Source organism: Photobacterium sp. WH77 (assembly GCF_022014395.1).
GTDB classification, from domain to species: domain Bacteria; phylum Pseudomonadota; class Gammaproteobacteria; order Enterobacterales; family Vibrionaceae; genus Photobacterium; species Photobacterium arenosum.
In genome coordinates this window covers 1-18,438 of the sequence record NZ_JAKLTE010000003.1, presented here as the reverse complement: position 1 = coordinate 18,438, position 18,438 = coordinate 1, and the positions used below count along the sequence as shown (strand labels likewise).

The following is an 18,438-nucleotide window of genomic DNA, read 5'->3' as shown; positions in this document are numbered from 1 at the left end:
TTTGAGTCCAGCATTTGGTACAAGGAAATCAGTTATCGCTGAGTAAAGGCATCTGCTCAATGGCTTCAGTTGGCTGAGTCGTGATTGGGTCAATCCCCAGCTCTGCGCAGGCTTCTTCAGCCGTCATGCCAAGATGGCAGCGCAGGATATCAATTGCGACTTGGTAGTTTTCTTGGTCAGCCATCTTGCCTCCTTGTTAGATACTGTGAATTCGAATACGCAACGACAATAGAGAATGGCGGCATCTTATACAATACGACCAAAGTCTAAGACCCTGCTGATCGGGCAAACCATGATTTCTGTCTCAGAAGCGGATATCTCTTACCAAAAGTAACAATTTCCTGCTTCCGCTTGTTTTTAGATTGAACGACCATACTATAAGTACCATCTTATTGATGCGCCAGCCATTAGGAAGGCGCAGAAGCATTTGACACCCAGACCTTTGTTGGAGAAAAGAAAGGTATGAAGCGAATTGGCTTGTTCCTGGCAACCAACCTTGCCGTAATGCTGGTATTCAGCATTGTGCTCAATATTATCTATGCCGTTACTGATTTACAGCCAGGCAGTTTAAATGGCCTGTTGGTTATGGCAGTGCTGTTTGGTTTTGGCGGCTCTTTGATTTCCCTCTTCATGTCTAAGTCCATGGCGCTCAGGTCTGTGGGTGGTATGGTGATTGAACATCCGCGTAATGAAACAGAACACTGGCTGATGGAAACGGTTGCACGTCAGGCGAAACAGTCTGGTATCGGTATGCCGACTGTGGCTGTTTATGATTCACCGGATATCAATGCGTTCGCAACAGGTGCCAAGCGTGATGAATCTTTGGTGGCAGTGTCTACCGGGTTGTTACACAGCATGACCCGCGATGAAGCGGAGGCCGTGCTGGCACACGAAGTCAGCCATATTGCCAATGGTGATATGGTGACTATGACCTTGCTACAAGGGGTGGTGAACACCTTTGTGATTTTTGTCTCCCGTATTATTGCGGGTGCTGTCAGCGGTGTCAGCAACAACAACGAAGAAGGCGAGGGCGGCAGTTTTATGACCTACTTCATTGTTTCCACCATTATGGAATTACTGTTCGGTTTCCTGGCCAGTATTATTACCATGTGGTACAGCCGTCACCGTGAATTCAAAGCCGATGCAGGCTCTGCACATCTGGTTGGTAAAGAGAAGATGATTGCTGCGCTAGAGCGCCTGAAAGTCAGTCAGGAATCTCACCTTGAAGGTTCAATGATGGCGTTCGGCATCAACGGCAAGAAAACCTTGTCTGAACTCTTCATGACACACCCACCGCTGGAAAAACGTATTGATGCGTTGCGTCGTGGTGAGCACCTGTAATCCACTCAGACTAACGACAGCCCCCGCACTATGCGAGGGCTGTTTCATTTGGGCACAATGCGGTACAGGTTGCCGTTGTCAGTACCGAAATAGACAATCCCTTCTGCACTTTGCGCCAGTGAGCGCACTCTTTCATTCAAGTCTTCAAACAGCCTTTCTTCTTTGACAGGATTTCCCTGCGCATTAAGGGCGACTCGATTCAGGTGCTGTAACACCAGTGCGCCGGCAAACAGATTACCCTGCCAGGCCGGAAAAGCGCTGCCCTGATAAATCATCAGGCTGCCGGGGGCAATGGAGGGGACATAGACTTTTTTCGGTGACTCAATACCGGCTTTTTCTTTGGATTCACCGACATCCAGCGGCCCCCAGTACTCTTTACCGTGTGAGGTAACTGGCCAGCCGTAATTGCGCCCCGGCAGGATCAGGTTGATTTCATCCCCACCGCGCGGGCCATGTTCAATTTCCCATAACCTGTCTGTTTTTGTATCAAATGCGATGCCTTGCGGGTTGCGGTGACCATAGCTCCAGATCTCTGCCGATGCACCAGACTGACCATAAAAGGGGTTGTCTTCCGGCACTGTGCCATCGAGATTTAAACGTAATATTGAGGCGGCGTGATTGCTCAGATCCTGCCCGTTCGGGCGATTTCCTCTGTCACCGACAGAGAAAAACACATGGCCTTTCATATCAAAGGCTATCCGGCTGCCATAGTGTTTGCTGGCCTCACTGTGCGAACGGGAAACCAGCAAATCCTGCCAGTTGGTGAGCGTCTGGCCTGATAATTTGGCTCTTGCCAGTGTGGTGGCGCTGCCGTTTTTAACCGGTTTGCTGTAGGTAAAATAGATCCAGCCATTTGCCGAGGGGTCGGGGGATACAGTGACATCCAGCAAACCTCCCTGGCCCCGGGCATAAATGTCGGGCAGGCCATTCAGGGTTCTTTGCTGTCCTGAGCGGGTATCGACCAGTACCGCTTCTCCCTGACGCAGCGTAATGAGCAGTGTTGTTGGGTCAACAAAGGTCATTCCCCACGGTACTGACAGGCCGTCAGCCACTTTTTCAAGCTGATAAGCCATGCCTTCACTGGAACCGGTACTGACAATGCCAGGCGCGGATGTCACTGAAAAAGACAATGCGTTTAACAATGCACCGATGAAGGCAAGGTGTCGGAATCTCATGGTATTTTCCTTAATAAAATGATCTTTTCAGTAAGCCTAGTCGATGCTCACTCTGTGTTATCAATCAGTGGTCTGATATGTTCGGCAATGAGCTGTGCCAGCTTTTTCACGCCTGAGTTCCAGTGCGAATTATCTTCGAATGCCGCATAGCTGAGCCGGAGACAATGGCGATACTGATCCTGAGTGCAAAACATGTTGCCGGGTAACAGGCTGATCCCGGCCGCCAGTGCCTGCTGATAAAGCTGATAGCTGTCGGCCTGCTCGGGCAGCGCCAGCCAGCAGAGAAAACTGCCATCGGGCAGGTGTAAATGATACTGGCCAGCCATCCAGGGATAGCTGTCGAGCGCAGAGCAAAGACGCTGACTGAATGCACGTTGATTACGCTGGTAATAGCGTCTGACTTTATTGAGGTGAGTGCGGTATTTGCCGGTCTTTAAAAACTCAGCCACTGCCGACTGCATCAGATTAAGGCTGCCCATGTTGTCTGCGAGCAGGCGTTTCTCAATCAGCGGCTGATACTGTCCGGCCAGCATCCAGCCAATACGCAAACGAGAATCCAGCGTTTTAGATAACGAATTGCAATAGATCACCCTGTTATCGGTATCCAGACTGTAAAGTGCGGGCGGGCGTTTGCCGTAACCCAGATCACCAAACACATCATCTTCAATAACGGGGATACCTGCGGTGATGCTGAGAAAGCACTCGCGCTCACCCCGTGGCATCACAGAACCGGTTGGGTTATTGAAGCTCGGGTTGATCAGGATGGCCGCGACGGGCCACTGCGCCAGAGCGAGTGACAGGTGCGTTAAATCCATCCCGCTCTGCGGGTGAGAGGGGATCTCCACCACTTTCAGGCCAAGTGATTCCAGCAGCAGCAGATTGCCGAAATAGCAGGGGGAATCAACGATGACGGTATCGCCGGGTTGGGTCAGCACCTGCAATGCCATGCTGATCCCTTGCTGTGCGCCGTGGGTGATCAGAATGTCATCGGGCGAGGTCGAAATGTCCAGCCACTGGTTAACAGTGACCAGCTGCTTTCGTAATTGCTCATCACCTGGCGGGAGCAAATAATGGCTCGGCAGATGAGTCTGGTAACGGCTATGGCGGCCAATTTCAGCATACAGCGAGGTAATGGCCGGAAATTGCGTATTCGGGTGCGCGCTGCCGGTTGGCAGCAAAGACGATGACGGAGACTGTTGCAATATGGTTCGGCTTAATGTCAGTAAATCGACAAAGCCGGGGGCCTGCATCGTCAGAGGGGCAGACCGTCCGGCAGTGATGACCCGGTAGCCAGAGCGGGGATGCGCTTCAATTTTCTGAGCCGCTTCAAGTTCCTGATACGCACGTATGACCGTGTTTTTGCTTACCGTGAGCTGTTCACTTAACTGACGAATCGAAGGAAGCTTATCACCCGCCTGATACACACCGCGCTCCATACGCAGTGTCAGTTCCCGGATCACTTGCCGGTATTTGGCCTCGCTGGCTTGTGCTTGGTGCTGTGTTTGCTGCATCTGTACCCTATGAAAATCACAAAACTGTCACTTTTTACTTTTTTTGTACCCATCTACAGTAGTGGAAAATCATGATAATCACCAGAAGGACGTCTCAGTGGCTCGGTTTATTCCTTTCATATTTGTGATGCTGTGGAGCACGGGTTTCATTGGCGCCCGTTTTGGTCTGCCGTATGCGGAACCTGCAACGTTTCTTTTTATACGTATGGCATTCAATATTCTGATTTTTATGGTGTTGTTGTACTTACTTAACGGGCAGCTCCCGACAGGTCGCGCACGGCTGCACAGCATGGTCGCTGGTGTGCTGATTCATGGTTTTTATCTGGGCGGCACCTATTACGGTATTTACCTTGGTATGCCAGCGGGCCTGTGCGCCTTATTGGTTGGATTACAACCTGTACTGACGGCACTCTTGTTAGTCGCAATGGGGCAGGAGCGTCTGGCATTCTCACAGTGGCTGGGGCTGCTGGTGGGGCTGATGGGCATTACTTTGGTACTGCAGGGCAATATGAGCTGGCAGCAGGAAGATCATAAAATAGCCGCCTATTTGTGTGCCGCGACCGCTTTGCTCGGTATTACGCTCGGTACACTGTATCAAAAGCGTTTCTGCCAGCAGGTTGATCTGGTCGGTGGATCGGTTTACCAATACCTGACGGCTGCGCTCTTGTTCGCACCTGTGATGATGACGATGGAAACTATGCAGGTGGAATGGAATCTGACATTCACCCTGACTCTGGCCTGGCTGGTACTTGGGGTGTCTGTGACCGCAGTCTGGCTGTTGCTGTATATGGTGAGACACGGGGAAGCCTCGAAAGTCGCCTCAACTTTCTATCTGGTGCCGCCGGTGACAGCGCTGCAAGCCTGGCTGGCATTTAATGAAACCTTCGATGCGATGAGTGCCGTCGGTTTTATGCTGGCTGCGATGGCGGTTTATCTGGTGATGCGAAAACCCAAGACGGTGCAAACGCAGGAAAAGTCATTGGCTTCTGTGCAACAGGAAAGCTAAAGGGCTGAAAAATCAGCCAAAGCGAAAATGAATGTGTCAGATTGGCGATCAAGTGTGCATTTGATTCTTTGGGGTATTTACAACATGGGATCGGCTGGGTATCATGCGCACCACTTACGGAGAGATGGCTGAGTGGTTGAAAGCACCGGTCTTGAAAACCGGCATACGTTAATAGCGTATCTAGGGTTCAAATCCCTATCTCTCCGCCACATTTGAAGAAACCGCTGCCAGTTCAGCGGTTTTTTTTCGCCTGAACCTTGGCAAGATGAGATAGGGTGAAGAACCCTGGAAGGGTACGGACGGCCAGTCTCAGCCGAGCGAATCGAGACCACGTTGCCTTCAGGCAACGCCCGAAGGGGCACGAGCTTGCGAGTGATAAATCCCGCCATACCTTGTTGTGGCTCCGCCACATTTAAAGAAACCGCTGAACTATCAGCGGTTTTTTTTCGTCTGAACCTTGGCAACACTGGCATTGGATGATGGGGCAAGGCTATGACAACGCTTAATCTCTTTAATCAGTGCCTTGGCCAGGGGCGACGCTGAGTTGTTTCTTAACGTGATCAGCATGACCGGGATTTGGTAGGTATATTTCTCGGGCAAGATAGGTTTAATCAGTCCCTTGCTGACCCAGTTGCTGGCGTAGTGCTCGGGCAGGTAGCCGATAAACGCACCGGATAAAATCAAATGCGCAATCCCCTCATCGTGATAGGCGATGGCCGTATTCTGATAATTCAGTGCGTCGTTGCGGGTTTCCTTATCCCGCATATAGTTACTGGTGATCACTTCTGCTTGTTGTAACAGCGTGTCGATTTCCGATGGGTGGCAATCGAACAGCGGATGGCCTTTGCCGCAATACAGATAGTTCGTTTCATTATGCAGGGGGAAATAGTCGAGCCCCCTTAGCGGGTGACGACTAACGCCGATTCCCACCAGCGAGCGCCCATTCACAACGGATGTTTCAACTTCGCGCGCTTCGCATACATTGATGTCGAACTGTAAGTTATTACTTCTGCTTTTTAATCCGGCAATCACCTGGGCCACACGACAGCGCGGATCGTTGACTAAGGTATCGATCATGGCAATCGTGACCCGGCCGGACAGTTCGTTTTTAGAGCTCGCCACTGTGGCGGCAAAGGCTTCGCACTGCTGGAGTAACTCCAGTGAGGCTTGATAGGTTACGCGCCCGGCCTCTGTGACCTCAAAGCCGCTCCGGCCGCGTTTGCAAAGCGTAATTCCAAGGCGCACTTCCAGGTCGGATAAGTGAGAACTGATGGTGGAGCGACCTATGTTTAAGCGCGATTCTGCCGCCGACAGACCGCCGCACTCAACGATAGCAACGAATATTCTCAGCATACGTAAATCAACATCTTGAATCTGCATAGGGGCTCTCTGTCAGCTTGTATTTTTTGTTCGATAAAACCGGAATGAACTACGAACATTATGCTTTTATAAAACATACAGGGCAAGCTAACATTATTTTATAGAAGCAATCTGATACAGAGATATCAGTCAGTCAGGAGAACAAACAAGATGTTTAGATATGGTGTTGATCAACTCAATCTGGATATTGTCAACGGCATAGCGGATGGCAGTATCAAAGCGGAACTCTGTGAAGAAGCGTTCGATAAAATCAATGCAAGCCGTCGTAATGTGGACATCATTGCCGCCTCAGACAAGGCGGTGTACGGCATCAATACCGGATTCGGCCCGCTGTGTGATACTCAAATCTCACCGGAAGAAACGCATCTGTTACAAAAAAACCTCCTGATCACCCATGCGGTCGGTGTGGGTGAGCCGATTGCGAAATCCATCTCAAAACTGATGCTGATCACCAAGATACATGCCTTAAGTCAGGGTTACTCAGGTATTCGTCTGGAAGTTGTTCAGCGTATGCTGGCGTTTCTCGAACACGATCTGATCCCTGTTGTGCCGGAGCAAGGCTCTGTTGGCGCGTCGGGTGACCTAGCACCGCTTTCTCACCTGTTTTTACCCCTCATTGGCGAAGGTGAATTCTGGCAAGGCGACAACACAGTGCCAGCCGCGCAAGCGCTGCGTGAATACGGCTTAGCGCCGCTTGAGCTGCATGCAAAAGAAGGTCTGGCGCTGATCAACGGCACACAGTTTATTCTGTCTCATGCTATTACCGCACTCACGAAAATGCGTTATCTGCTTGACTTGGCAGATCTTTCCGGTGCGATGAGTATTGAAGGGATGCAGGGCAGTGGTTCGCCATTCAGAGAAGAGCTGCACCTGACGCGTGCCTTTGCCGGCAATATTGAAGTCGCCGCCCGGATGAGACGTTTCTTCAAAGGCTCACAAAACATGGCCTCGCATGCTGATTGTGTTCGCGTGCAAGACCCTTATTCCCTGCGCTGTATTCCGCAGGTGCATGGTGCTTCGCGCAATGCCTACAATCACTTGAAAGAACTGGCTGAAATTGAAATGAACTCAGTGACTGATAACCCGATTGTTATCAGCTCCGAAGAAGCCATTTCCGGCGGTAGTTTCCATGGGCAACCGCTGGCCATGGTGCTGGATTATGCCTCTATTGCTGCCGCGGAACTGGGTAATATTGCAGACCGTCGCTGCTACCTGTTGCTTGAAGGCTTGCACGGTTTGCCGCGTCTGTTGACGGCATCTGGTGGCCTGAACTCGGGCATGATGATCCCGCAATACGTGACAGCGGCTCTGGTCACTGAAAACAAATCACTCTGTTTTCCTCCGTCTGCTGACAGCGTGCCGACTTCTATGGGTCAGGAAGATCATGTTTCTATGGGCAGTATCTCGGGCAGAAAGCTGAATCAGATTTTAGGCAACCTGGAAAAGATCTTAGCTATCGAACTGATGTATGCGGCACAAGCGATTGAATTCAGACGTCCGAACCGCTGTTCAGATGTGATTGAAGAAAACTACCGAATTATTCGTGAGAAAGTGGCCAAGCTGGAAGAAGACCGCCTGCTGAAGCCAGACATTGACGCCATGATCGCATTGGTGAAAACACAAGCGTTTAATGTGAACTGAAGGGAGCCTGTAAGGATGGACACTGTATTCAATTTTCAAGAACAAATTCGACAAGGGATCCCTAGCGTACTGCCGGAGGCTAAACCGTATCCGGCCGGTGTTAACCGTGCGCCTAAACGCAAAGACATCCTGACGCCGGAAGAAAAGCAATTGGCTATTCGCAATGCCTTGCGTTACTTCCCGAATGAATGGCATCAGGAACTGGCTGCTGAGTTTGCTCAGGAACTGAAAGATTTTGGCCGCATTTACATGTACCGCTTCAAGCCTAACTATGATCTGAAAGCGCGCTCTATTTCAGACTATCCGGCGAAATGCGAGCAGGCAGCCGCCATCATGCTGATGATCGACAACAACCTGGATCCGGCTGTAGCGCAGCACCCTGAAGAGCTCATCACTTACGGTGGTAACGGTGCGGTATTCCAGAACTGGGCCCAATACCTGCTGACCATGAAATACCTAAGTGAGATGGAAAGCGATCAGACGCTCCATTTGTACTCGGGGCATCCGATGGGTCTGTTCCCGTCGTCGGAAGAGGCACCGCGCGTTGTGGTGACCAACGGTATGATGATCCCGAACTACTCAAAGCCAGATGACTGGGAAAAGTTCAACGCATTAGGTGTGACGCAATACGGCCAGATGACAGCGGGTTCGTTTATGTATATCGGCCCGCAGGGCATCGTACATGGCACCACCATTACTGTCATGAACGCCTTCCGCAAAGTGCTTGAAAAAGGTCAAAGCCCGAAAGGGAAGATCTTCCTGACAGCGGGTCTTGGCGGCATGAGCGGTGCACAACCAAAAGCCGGTAATATCGCTGACTGTATTACGGTATGTGCCGAAGTGAACCCGAAAGCGGCGATTAAACGTCACGAACAAGGCTGGGTGGATGAGCTGATCGACAATATGGATGCGTTAGTCGAACGTGTTCGTGAAGCACAAGCCAACGACGAAGTCGTCTCGATTGCCTTTATCGGCAACGTGGTGGATGTGTGGGAAACCTTCTACGAGAAGGACATTTTTATCCACCTGGGTTCGGATCAGACCTCACTGCACAACCCTTGGTCTGGCGGTTACTACCCGGTTGACATCAGCTATGACGAATCGAACCGTCTTATCCGTGAAGAGCCAGAGCTGTTCAAGGTAAAAGTACAAGACACACTGAAGCGTCATGCGGATGCGGTAAACAAACATACAGCCCGCGGCACTTACTTCTTTGACTACGGTAATGCTTTCTTGCTTGAAGCGTCGCGTGCGGGTGGCGATGTGATGGCTGAAAACGGCATCGACTTTAAATACCCGTCATACGTACAGGACATTCTGGGTCCTATGTGTTTTGACTACGGTTTTGGCCCGTTCCGTTGGGTCTGTACTTCAGGCAAGCCGGAAGATCTGGACAGAACCGATGCGATTGCCGCTGAGGTGCTGAGCAAGATTATGGCCGAGTCGCCAGAAGAAATTCAGCAGCAGATGCAAGACAACATCACTTGGATCAAAGATGCGAAGCAAAACAAGCTGGTCGTCGGTTCACAAGCGCGTATTCTGTACGCTGATTCACAAGGTCGTATGGAAATTGCCAAAGCGTTTAACGATGCGATCCATCGCGGTGAAATCGGTCCTGTCGTACTGGGCCGCGACCACCACGACGTCAGTGGTACGGATTCACCATTCCGTGAAACGTCGAACATCTATGATGGCAGCCGCTTTACAGCTGATATGGCCATTCACAACGTGATCGGCGATGGCTTCCGCGGCGCGACTTGGGTCTCTATCCATAACGGTGGCGGTGTAGGCTGGGGTGAAGTGATCAACGGCGGTTTCGGCATGTTGCTTGATGGCAGTGAAAGTGCCGAGCGCAGGCTGAAGTCTATGTTGCTGTTCGATGTTAATAACGGTATTGCACGTCGCAGCTGGGCACGTAATAAAGAAGCGAACTTTGCCATTCAGCGTGAAATGGCAAGAACGCCTAAGCTAAAAGTGACGTTAGCGAATCAGGTTGACGATGACATTATCAATAATCTGACATTCTGAGTAACCTGCCAATCATTGTTTTCTGAAAGCCTCGTTATGACGAGGCTTTTTCTTTTGGGTTCAGAGTTGTGTTACGAGATTTAAACCTCCCTCCCTACCTTGTTCTGGCTCTGTCGCCCGACATATATCAGGCATCCAATCTTAACCATTCATTCGAAGCTGTGTTTCAACGCTGGTAATTCTTCCCGGTTATTTTAACCGAAGCCACTTTTCAGTTAACGGTTAACCAGACTACGAACATGATTACGCTGGATGAAATATTTATTCATGAATGGGTTTAACTGCCAGATAACTCAGTTTCTTATTATTTATTCATGTAAAAGCACCAATGTATTCCTTTTGTGAATAGTTGTGGTTTGTTGTTTTTATTTTGGTATTCATGAAGCTCTTGTTTATCTCAAATTGGCATCATTAATTTGTGTGATAATAATCACAATAATATCAATTAACAGGCGCTATTAGTGAGTAGCTCGATTTTTTTGTTTTATGTCAGGGGGTTGTCAATTTAATTGTGTTGATAACAATCCTTAATTAGCGTTCTTTTACATTTTTTGTCATCAGAATTGCCAGATTTATTTTTAACATATCAATAGTGAAATATCTTGAGTCATTATTGATATGTATATTAATTTACTTTGTTGAAGCTCTGAATGGTCGAATGCTTCATTTTGGTTTGCGTTTGTGGGGATTAATGCTTTTGAAATGAATGTTTAATATATTAATTAGAGCGAATCGTTGAGTGTCTCAGTTTTCCTGCCTGTATTTGGATCCGCGAAAACAAAATACTATAAAAGCAAAAAAACACATATGCAGAGGGACAACAACAATGAAAAGAAAACTATTAAACTTGTCGATTGTGGCAGCACTGGGTTTTGCGATCAGTGCTTGTGGCGGTGGCAGTAGTTCTAGTAACGATACAGCCAATAACAATTCATCCGGTGGTGATCAAAATCAATCCGGTGATGTATCAACCGGTCGTTTGATTGACGCTGCGGTCCAAGGCATGGACTATGTTACCGCCACCCAGAGCGGAACCACCAATGCCAATGGCGAATTCAGCTATAAGCCGGGTGAAAAAGTCACCTTCAAAATGGGGGGCCACAGTTTTACCTCTGTTGATGCCGGGAATGTGATTACCCCATTGGACTTAGCTGGCACTGATGATATCAACAATAACGCTGTGGTGAACATTGTCCGCCTGCTGATGACTCTGGATACTGACGGCGATCCTTCAAATGGCATTGCTATTAACGAAACAGTGAAAAACACCGCATCTCAAATTAACTTCAATGTTGCGCCCGCTGATTTTGGTAATGAATCCAATGTCACAGCGCTTCTGTCTCAGGCAGGTAAATCTGCCAGCGACCTGCCAGATGAGGCTGAAGCAAAAGCCCACTTTGAAGAAAGCCTGAGCACAACAACGGCTGATTTAAAAGGTATGTTTACCTTAGGTTGGGAAGTGGGTGAGGATTCTGAATATGCAGGTATTGTGAACATTTTCCCTAATGGCCACTTTTTGGTTGTGGAATATGAATATGAAGTTGAAGACCAAGATGAAGATTTGTGGCAAGGTTTCCAATATGGCAGCTTTAAGCTGAAAGGTACTGATTTAGTAGGGAAAAAGATCAGCTGGTCTAAAGATAACGACAACAACGGTATTGCAGATGACCATTTTGATGGCGGTCTGGCCAGTGATGACATCATCACCAATTTTGTCGTCAGCGATGCTTCACTTTCTCTGACCTGGACTGATCCAACACCGTCTGATGATGAAGACGCTTCCGGTGACGAAGTTTTCCCTCGAGTGGCAACCTCCAATACTATTGTGGGAAGCTGGGAACTTAAAGAAGAGCCAGCCGAAGAAGGTAATAATTCAGGACATGTCATTTTCAACTTCCGTGATGACGGTAAGTTTTTCTTGGTTCAACTGGCCGATAGCGAAGTGCCAGAAGGTGAGGACGGTGATATTGGGATTGAGTACGGTACTTATTCACATATGAATAACGTTGATCTGACTCTAGACCTGATTTTTGACGGTTCAGGGCCATCTCTCCTGCATGACAATGGAGTTCAATCCATGATTCATTCTGTGACCGTATCAGAAGATGGGAAGACGTTGACGCTCGATATAACCGATAGTCTCAATGAAAGATATGATGTCGAATTTAACCGCCTGCTGTAAGTATCATTGATCCACAACGCCAGAATGTGAGCTTTCTCATTCTGGCGTTATTGTTTTCAGAGCCCCCCGACCTTGTCTGATTTCGCTCCAGTTTCCCCTCGAACAGCGCATGCTGCGTCAAAATGCTTGTACTGGCATGGTGTGAGATAAATCACGAAACATTTACTTAGCCTGCTAACTATATTATATTGCTTAGCAGGCTAAGTATTTTTGGTGAAGCACCATGATTCAAGATATCAATATACTGCGTGATCTGCCGTTAGCTGAGCAGCTCAGCCGTGTTTCGCGTTTGTGGAAGATGGTGGCAGACCGCGAACTGGCCCCTTTGGGCCTCACTCATCCGCGCTGGACGGCTTTGTGGAAACTGCAGCGGTTGGGCGATCATGTCAGTCAGAAAACATTGGCAGAAGCGCTGGAGATCGAACTGGCCTCGCTGATGCGCACCCTGAAACAGCTTGAAGAACAGTCGCTGATTACACGCCGTTGCTGCGACAGTGATAAGCGCGCCCGGATTGTCAGCCTGACGGATGAAGGACGACAACTGCTCACCCAAATGGAAGCACGCATCATGCAGGTGCGCAAACAGCTGCTATCGCATATTAACGATCAGGAATTACAGAAGCTGGGCTTAATTCTGGAGCAGATTGCCCACAATGCGCTGGATTCTCTGAATAAAGAACACAATAACGATTCTAAGGAGACATAAACCTCTATGACACCTGATCAAAAGTTTGCCCGCTGGATTAAATACGCCTGTTTCGCATTTGTGTTGGTCTTTGCCTATTTTTTGATGGCCGACTTGGCTATGCCTTTGACCCCACAAGCGATGGCGACACGGGTTGTTACCAAAGTCGCTCCCAGAGTGAATGGCCCGATCACCGAAATACATGTGCATAATAATCAGGCCGTCCATCAGGGCGACGTGTTGTTTGTTATCGATCCGGCCCCGTATAAGCTGGCCGTCGAACAAGCGCGTCTGAATCTGGAAAAAGTGATCCAGAATAACAGCCAGCTGGATGCCTCTATCCTGGCCGCAAAGGCAGAAGTCGCGGCGAATGAAGCCATTTTGCAACAAAAAACACGCGAAGCGCAGCGACTGAGCACACTGTTTCATCGCAACGGGACATCACAACAACTGCGTGATGATGCTCAGAGTGCTGCCATCGCAGCCAAAGCGAATTTGTCTGCCTCGAAAGCGCGCTTAAAAGAGCTGGAAGTCAGCCGGGGCGAAATCAGCGATAAAAACCTGAGCATTCGTGTGGCGAAAAATCAGCTACAACAGGCAGAACTGAATCTGTCTTATACCCGTGTAGAAGCCAAACGTGACGGCGTAATTACCAATCTCCAGCTGGAGCAAGGCGCTTACGCGGCAGCCGGTAATCCGCTGGTGGCACTGGTATCAACGGATGTCGATATCATTGCCGATTTCCGGGAAAAGAGCCTGCGACATTTCAGTAACGACAGTCAGGCGCTGGTTGCTTTCGACAGTCAGCCAGGGCAGGTCTTTAGTGCACATATCAGCAGTTTGGATGCGGGTGTCAGTGCCGGACAGTTTGATGCGAATGGCCGTCTTGCCACGCCTACAGAGTCTAACCGATGGGTGCGGGATGCCCAGCGAATGCGTCTTCATCTGAACATTGATGGGGAATCGCCGCAACAGTTACCCGCAGGTGCGCGTGCCACGGTACAGCTGGTTCCGGACGGTGGCCTGTTCGCCTGGATGGCTCATGCTCAGATTAAGTTCCTTAGTGCGCTGCACTACATCTACTAAGCCGGAGGTGCCATGAAGTTATGGGATCATCCGATGTCGGAAAACGATGTCCGCCAGTGCCTGAGAATTGCAACCGGTGCCACGCTCGGCTTTACGATCAGTAAAATTTTCGGCTGGAACTACGGCGTTTTTTTTACTGTTACCCCCATGCTGTTGCTGGGAATGGTGCCTGTGATGAGTGCGCATGCCGCGCGTCAGCTGCTGGCTGCGGCGATAGTGTGCGGGTTGGAAGTGGGGATACTAGGCGGATTCTTTGGCGGACATCCGGGCATGATGACCCTGATTGCTTTCGTGCTTTTTCTGTACAAATTTGCCTGTATGTCCAAAGGAACACTCTTTCTGTTCGGGGCGAACAGCGTGCTCAGCCTGAGCATTATGCTGCACTTTGCCAGTTACCCGAGTTCAGATTTGAATGATCTTATCTTCAGCAACCTGCTGGCCAATGTGCTGTCGGTGGTGATTGCTTACCTGATGACGTTTTTGATCCCTGATGCCGAACCTCGTCGGCCACCAGCACGTCCCAGTGAACCGAAGGCTTCTCACCGAATGCGCCATGAAGCACTGATGGGCGCCAGTATTGCAACACTGTCGTTTCTGGTTTTTCAGATCTTTGATCTGAATGACTCGATGTCAGCGCAGGCGACCACCTTGTTACTGCTTTTTCCTATGCACTGGAATGGCGCTTTGGGTTATGCCCGTAAACGGGCGATGGGCACTATCATGGGGGTCGCCTTTGGTATGGCAGGGCAGTTGTTATTGTACGACTGGTCCGGAATGCTGGTATTGATCATTCCATTGCTGTGGATAGGCGCTATGTTGTTCAGCTATATGCATGTTAAGGAATCCAGCGGCTCAGGTGCCGGCTTTGGCGGACTGACAACCCTTGGCATTTTATACGGGCAATACCTGACTCCGGGTAATGATCTGGTGTTCAGCGCGCTTTACCGGGTCAGCAGTATCTTCTTCGCCATAGTTGCCACCTTACTGGTGACATACCTGATCCACCGTTTACTGAACAGCTTTGAGGCGACCCGTTTCAGCCCGGCTCAGTAGCCGGGGCTTGTGTTGCACTGAGGTTGATATCGACAGATTTCCACATAGTCAGTAATAGGACATTGAGCGAGTTGTATATGACGTGTGTCACATATCATTACGTTTAATGCCTGTCAGGCATAGAGTTTCAACTTTCTTTGATTTCAGATAACTCTTCCCCGGATTCCCTGCTGCAAAATACGTGCTTTGTTGCTTATTTTGGCAGGGACATCACGTGAAACTTGGAAATATATCAATAAAAATAAAGCTGCAACTGCTGGTGGCAATAGCCGCCGGGATTATTGTATCTGTCTGTATTTATAATCTGGCGCAGCAGCGCAACGCTTCATTCAGCGAGCGTGAAGATAAGCTGCGCGCACAAGTTGAAACCGCGCAAAGTATCATTCAGTTTTTTGCCGCTCAGACGGCGGATTTAGGTGCAGAGCAGGCGAAAAATATGGCACTGCAGGCCATTGATCAGCTCAGGTATGATGGTGATAACTATTTCTGGATTACCAACCCAAGGCAACAAGTCATTATCCACCCGTTAAAGCCGGAATTGGACGGCGCTGATGCTTCTGCGATCCGCGATGGTTCTGGCAAGTATCACTGGCGTGAAATGGCGAGTATCGCGTCGGCAACAGGCCAGGGGTTTCTGGATTATACCTGGCGGGCACCGGATGGCCGGCTGCACGAAAAAATATCTTATGTGATGTATTTTCCTGAGTGGGACTGGATAGTCGGCTCGGGCGTACTGGTGTCGGATATAGACGATGTCTTCTACAGTGATCTGGCGAAGGCATCGGTTTTTGCTGCCGCTGCGGTGATCATTCTGGCATTGTTCGGGTACTTGCTGGCACACGATATTGTCACACCGCTCACTGCGCTGGTCGAAAAAGTTCATGTGATTGCAGACGGTGATCTGAAAGTCAGGCTGAATAAAAAGCGTAAGGATGAAATTGGTGAAATGGGGCGGGAAGTCGACCGCATGCTGGATAAACTGCAGGCGGCACTCAAAGTGGCCAGTCAGTCTGCGGAGCAATCACGTGAAATGGCTGGCCGAATTGCCAGTGCCAGTGAAGAGACGGCAACCAGCGTCGAATCCCAGCACGTACAGCTTGAGCAACTGTCGGCGGCGATGAATGAAATGTCGGCAACCATTAACGATGTCGCCCAAAATGCAGAAAGTACCTCCGAGGCCACTGTTCACGTTGCTGAGCAGGCTTCGCAAAGTAGTGTCAGCATGAAAGCCACCAGCGATAATATTCAGTCGGTGGCTGAAAACATCACCCAGGCAGACAGCTTCGTCAATGAGCTGTTACAAGGGGTAAAGGATATTCATGCTGTGGTGAACGTGATTCAGGATGTCTCGGAGCAGACCAATCTGCTGGCATTGAATGCCGCCATTGAAGCGGCCAGAGCCGGTGAGATGGGACGCGGATTTGCCGTGGTTGCCGATGAAGTCAGAAATCTTGCCAGTCGCACTCAGCAGTCGACATCAGAGGTCAAGGCCAGTATCGACAGACTGACCAGTATTGCTGAGCAATCGAGCAAAACCATGCAATCGAGTCATTTTCAGGCGGCAAGCTGTGTCGATGTTGCGCTGGAAACCCGGATCACCTTTGAAAATATGGTGTCAGACTTGAACCAAACCACTGACAGAGTGGTGCTGATAGCGGCCGCGGCGGAACAACAAGGCATAGTCGCCAATGAAATGAATGAAAATGTCAGCAGCATTCACCTGTCTGCTAACGTGATGAAAGAATCATCCATGAACCTTGCTCAGGAAAGTCAGGCAATGGCGCAAGTCTCTGAATTACTTAACCAGCACCTGGCCTATTTTAAGGTGTAGCGTTTACTAATGATAATAAACAGCAGGGAGTTTGCTCCCTGCTTGATTCGTTAGCCATTCAGTGAAAGATCAGCGGTTAAGCGTGCCTGTCTGTCGCTTTGCTGCTGCATTTTCTCTATGAAAACCGCTGGAGGAATGGGTTTATCGTAGAAATAGCCCTGGAAAAACTGAATGTTGCGCAGCTTGAGATAGGCTTCCTGTGTCGCGTTTTCCACCCCTTCTGCAACGACATCTATGTTCAGTCTGTTGGCCAGATCAACCACGTTATCTACGATATGGCTCGGCATGTCTACGGAACCAATCAGGTGGGTAAAGCTCTTATCGATTTTAATAATGTCGATGTTGAACTGGTTGATATACGCCAGCGATGAATGACCGGTGCCGAAATCATCCAGCGCAATTTGAACCCCCAGATTATGCAGCTTCTCAAACAGGAGGGCAGCATTCCCTGTATCTTCAATGAACTCCCGCTCTGTCAGTTCAGCGACCAGTTTTACCTTTCCTTCCGGAAAGGCAGACATGAAACTCAGGCAGTCATTATAGAAAAGCAGATCATTACACTGGCCTGGGCTGATATTAATGGCCAGGTGAAAGCCGTCGGGCAGATAGTGTTGATTCTGAAGTAAATAAGATTTCACGCTGGTCAGCATCTGAGTCGTCATGATTGTAATCAGGCCGGTGTCCTCTGCCAGAGGGATAAATAAGTCTGGCATGATGAACCCCTGGTTCGGGTGGTGCCAACGCATTAATATTTCCGCACCGCAAATCCTGCCTTGATGGTTCACTATAGGTTGCAGGTAAGGCAGAAACTCATTGTCTTCTACGGCCCGCCGTAATTCCTCTTGAGGTGAGCGCGGGCGCTTGAGCTGGCGGTAGCCATTGATGCTGATGATAATGGCAATAATGATGCACAGATATATGGGAATGTATAAATGCGACAGCATGTAATCCAGATACATTTGCTGGCTTATCCGAGATGAAATGGTGAACTCATCATCCCGGGAATTCAGGGCGATTAATGTGCCGTTTTTTGTCTCAGAGTAAAAAGTGTTGTATGTCACTCTCTGCTGGTTATTTAACGTAACTGTTAACGGAATTTTCTGTCCAATAGTCTTGAGTGTTTTTTTTATATAATGGACATCAATACTTGCGATTGCATACCTGTCACCAGCTTTTGAGCTGAGAAAAAGAATGTTTTCATTTGGATTGAAATAATTATGCGTGGCCAGAAACAGCCGGTTGTCGATTGAGATGTGGGTGTTAGCATTCTTTTTCAATGTCCTGCTGAACAGTGATGAACAGTAAACGTAATCATCTTTGACTAAGTTAATGGTGCGAATATTAGGGCTGAGCACGGAAATGCGCTTTAGCTCTTCCGCGGTTGCAGGGGTACAGGCGGCACCGAGCAATGGAGTAGCCTTATTAACAGCAATATGGGCTTCATCCATGGTGTTTTGCAGAAGCGCACTCGCAATGTTGGCTTTTTCGTTTACCAGGTTTTCCAGACTCCCCCTGGCAT

At 49.3% G+C, this 18,438-nt stretch carries 14 protein-coding genes and 1 tRNA gene; 10 read left to right on the top strand and 5 right to left on the bottom strand.

Going from position 1 to position 18,438, the window contains the following annotated elements:
* Positions 1 to 28: 28 nt before the first annotated feature.
* On the bottom strand, positions 29 to 184 hold the full coding sequence (locus tag L6J37_RS03915) for a hypothetical protein (RefSeq protein ID WP_192014985.1): 156 nt from the start codon (positions 182 to 184) through the stop codon (positions 29 to 31).
* A gap of 278 nt (positions 185 to 462) precedes the next feature.
* Between L6J37_RS03915 and htpX the strand changes: the two genes are divergently transcribed.
* Positions 463 to 1,341, top strand: a complete 879-nt coding sequence (htpX, locus tag L6J37_RS03910; protein WP_192014986.1) for a protease HtpX — start codon at positions 463 to 465, stop codon at positions 1,339 to 1,341.
* 44 nt (positions 1,342 to 1,385) lie between these two features.
* On the opposite strand, the gene L6J37_RS03905 is transcribed toward htpX, so the two are convergent.
* Together L6J37_RS03905 and L6J37_RS03900 are read right to left on the bottom strand one after the other, a co-directional pair.
* Positions 1,386 to 2,516 (bottom strand): PQQ-dependent sugar dehydrogenase, encoded by a 1,131-nt coding sequence (locus L6J37_RS03905; protein WP_237794191.1) that lies wholly within the window; start codon positions 2,514 to 2,516, stop codon positions 1,386 to 1,388.
* Between the two features lie 47 nt (positions 2,517 to 2,563).
* Positions 2,564 to 4,027, bottom strand: coding sequence for an aminotransferase-like domain-containing protein (locus L6J37_RS03900; RefSeq protein ID WP_269093355.1), 1,464 nt, complete (start codon positions 4,025 to 4,027; stop codon positions 2,564 to 2,566).
* A 127-nt stretch (positions 4,028 to 4,154) separates the two neighbouring features.
* On the opposite strand from L6J37_RS03900, the gene L6J37_RS03895 reads away from it, so the two are divergent.
* Entirely contained in the window at positions 4,155 to 5,033 is an 879-nt protein-coding gene (locus tag L6J37_RS03895) for a DMT family transporter (protein WP_218384182.1), read from the top strand.
* A gap of 118 nt (positions 5,034 to 5,151) precedes the next feature.
* Positions 5,152 to 5,242, top strand: a tRNA-Ser gene (locus L6J37_RS03890).
* A gap of 223 nt (positions 5,243 to 5,465) precedes the next feature.
* On the opposite strand, the gene L6J37_RS03885 is transcribed toward L6J37_RS03890, so the two are convergent.
* On the bottom strand, positions 5,466 to 6,413 hold the full coding sequence (locus tag L6J37_RS03885; RefSeq protein ID WP_237794189.1) for a LysR family transcriptional regulator: 948 nt from the start codon (positions 6,411 to 6,413) through the stop codon (positions 5,466 to 5,468).
* A gap of 150 nt (positions 6,414 to 6,563) precedes the next feature.
* On the opposite strand from L6J37_RS03885, the gene hutH reads away from it, so the two are divergent.
* The 7 genes from hutH (at position 6,564) to L6J37_RS03850 (ending at position 16,919) form a co-directional block, all read left to right on the top strand.
* Positions 6,564 to 8,054: a histidine ammonia-lyase gene (gene hutH / locus L6J37_RS03880; RefSeq protein ID WP_218383909.1), complete on the top strand. Its 1,491-nt coding sequence runs from the start codon at positions 6,564 to 6,566 to the stop codon at positions 8,052 to 8,054.
* A gap of 15 nt (positions 8,055 to 8,069) precedes the next feature.
* The gene (locus L6J37_RS03875; protein WP_192014991.1) at positions 8,070 to 10,082 is read left to right on the top strand and encodes a urocanate hydratase; all 2,013 of its coding nucleotides are present in this window, start codon (positions 8,070 to 8,072) and stop codon (positions 10,080 to 10,082) included.
* Positions 10,083 to 10,908: 826 nt separating this feature from the next.
* On the top strand, positions 10,909 to 12,264 hold the full coding sequence (locus tag L6J37_RS03870; protein WP_237794186.1) for a hypothetical protein: 1,356 nt from the start codon (positions 10,909 to 10,911) through the stop codon (positions 12,262 to 12,264).
* 223 nt (positions 12,265 to 12,487) lie between these two features.
* Positions 12,488 to 12,970, top strand: a complete 483-nt coding sequence (gene slyA, locus L6J37_RS03865; RefSeq protein WP_218383907.1) for a transcriptional regulator SlyA — start codon at positions 12,488 to 12,490, stop codon at positions 12,968 to 12,970.
* Between the two features lie 6 nt (positions 12,971 to 12,976).
* On the top strand, positions 12,977 to 14,035 hold the full coding sequence (locus L6J37_RS03860) for an HlyD family secretion protein (RefSeq protein WP_218383906.1): 1,059 nt from the start codon (positions 12,977 to 12,979) through the stop codon (positions 14,033 to 14,035).
* A 12-nt stretch (positions 14,036 to 14,047) separates the two neighbouring features.
* Positions 14,048 to 15,088, top strand: a complete 1,041-nt coding sequence (locus L6J37_RS03855) for a DUF2955 domain-containing protein (protein ID WP_218383904.1) — start codon at positions 14,048 to 14,050, stop codon at positions 15,086 to 15,088.
* Positions 15,089 to 15,302: 214 nt separating this feature from the next.
* The gene (locus L6J37_RS03850) at positions 15,303 to 16,919 is read left to right on the top strand and encodes a methyl-accepting chemotaxis protein (protein ID WP_237794184.1); all 1,617 of its coding nucleotides are present in this window, start codon (positions 15,303 to 15,305) and stop codon (positions 16,917 to 16,919) included.
* A gap of 50 nt (positions 16,920 to 16,969) precedes the next feature.
* Here the strand turns inward: L6J37_RS03850 and L6J37_RS03845 are convergent.
* The coding region (locus L6J37_RS03845) for an EAL domain-containing protein (RefSeq protein WP_237794182.1) at positions 16,970 to 18,438 on the bottom strand (1,469 nt) is incomplete at its 5' end.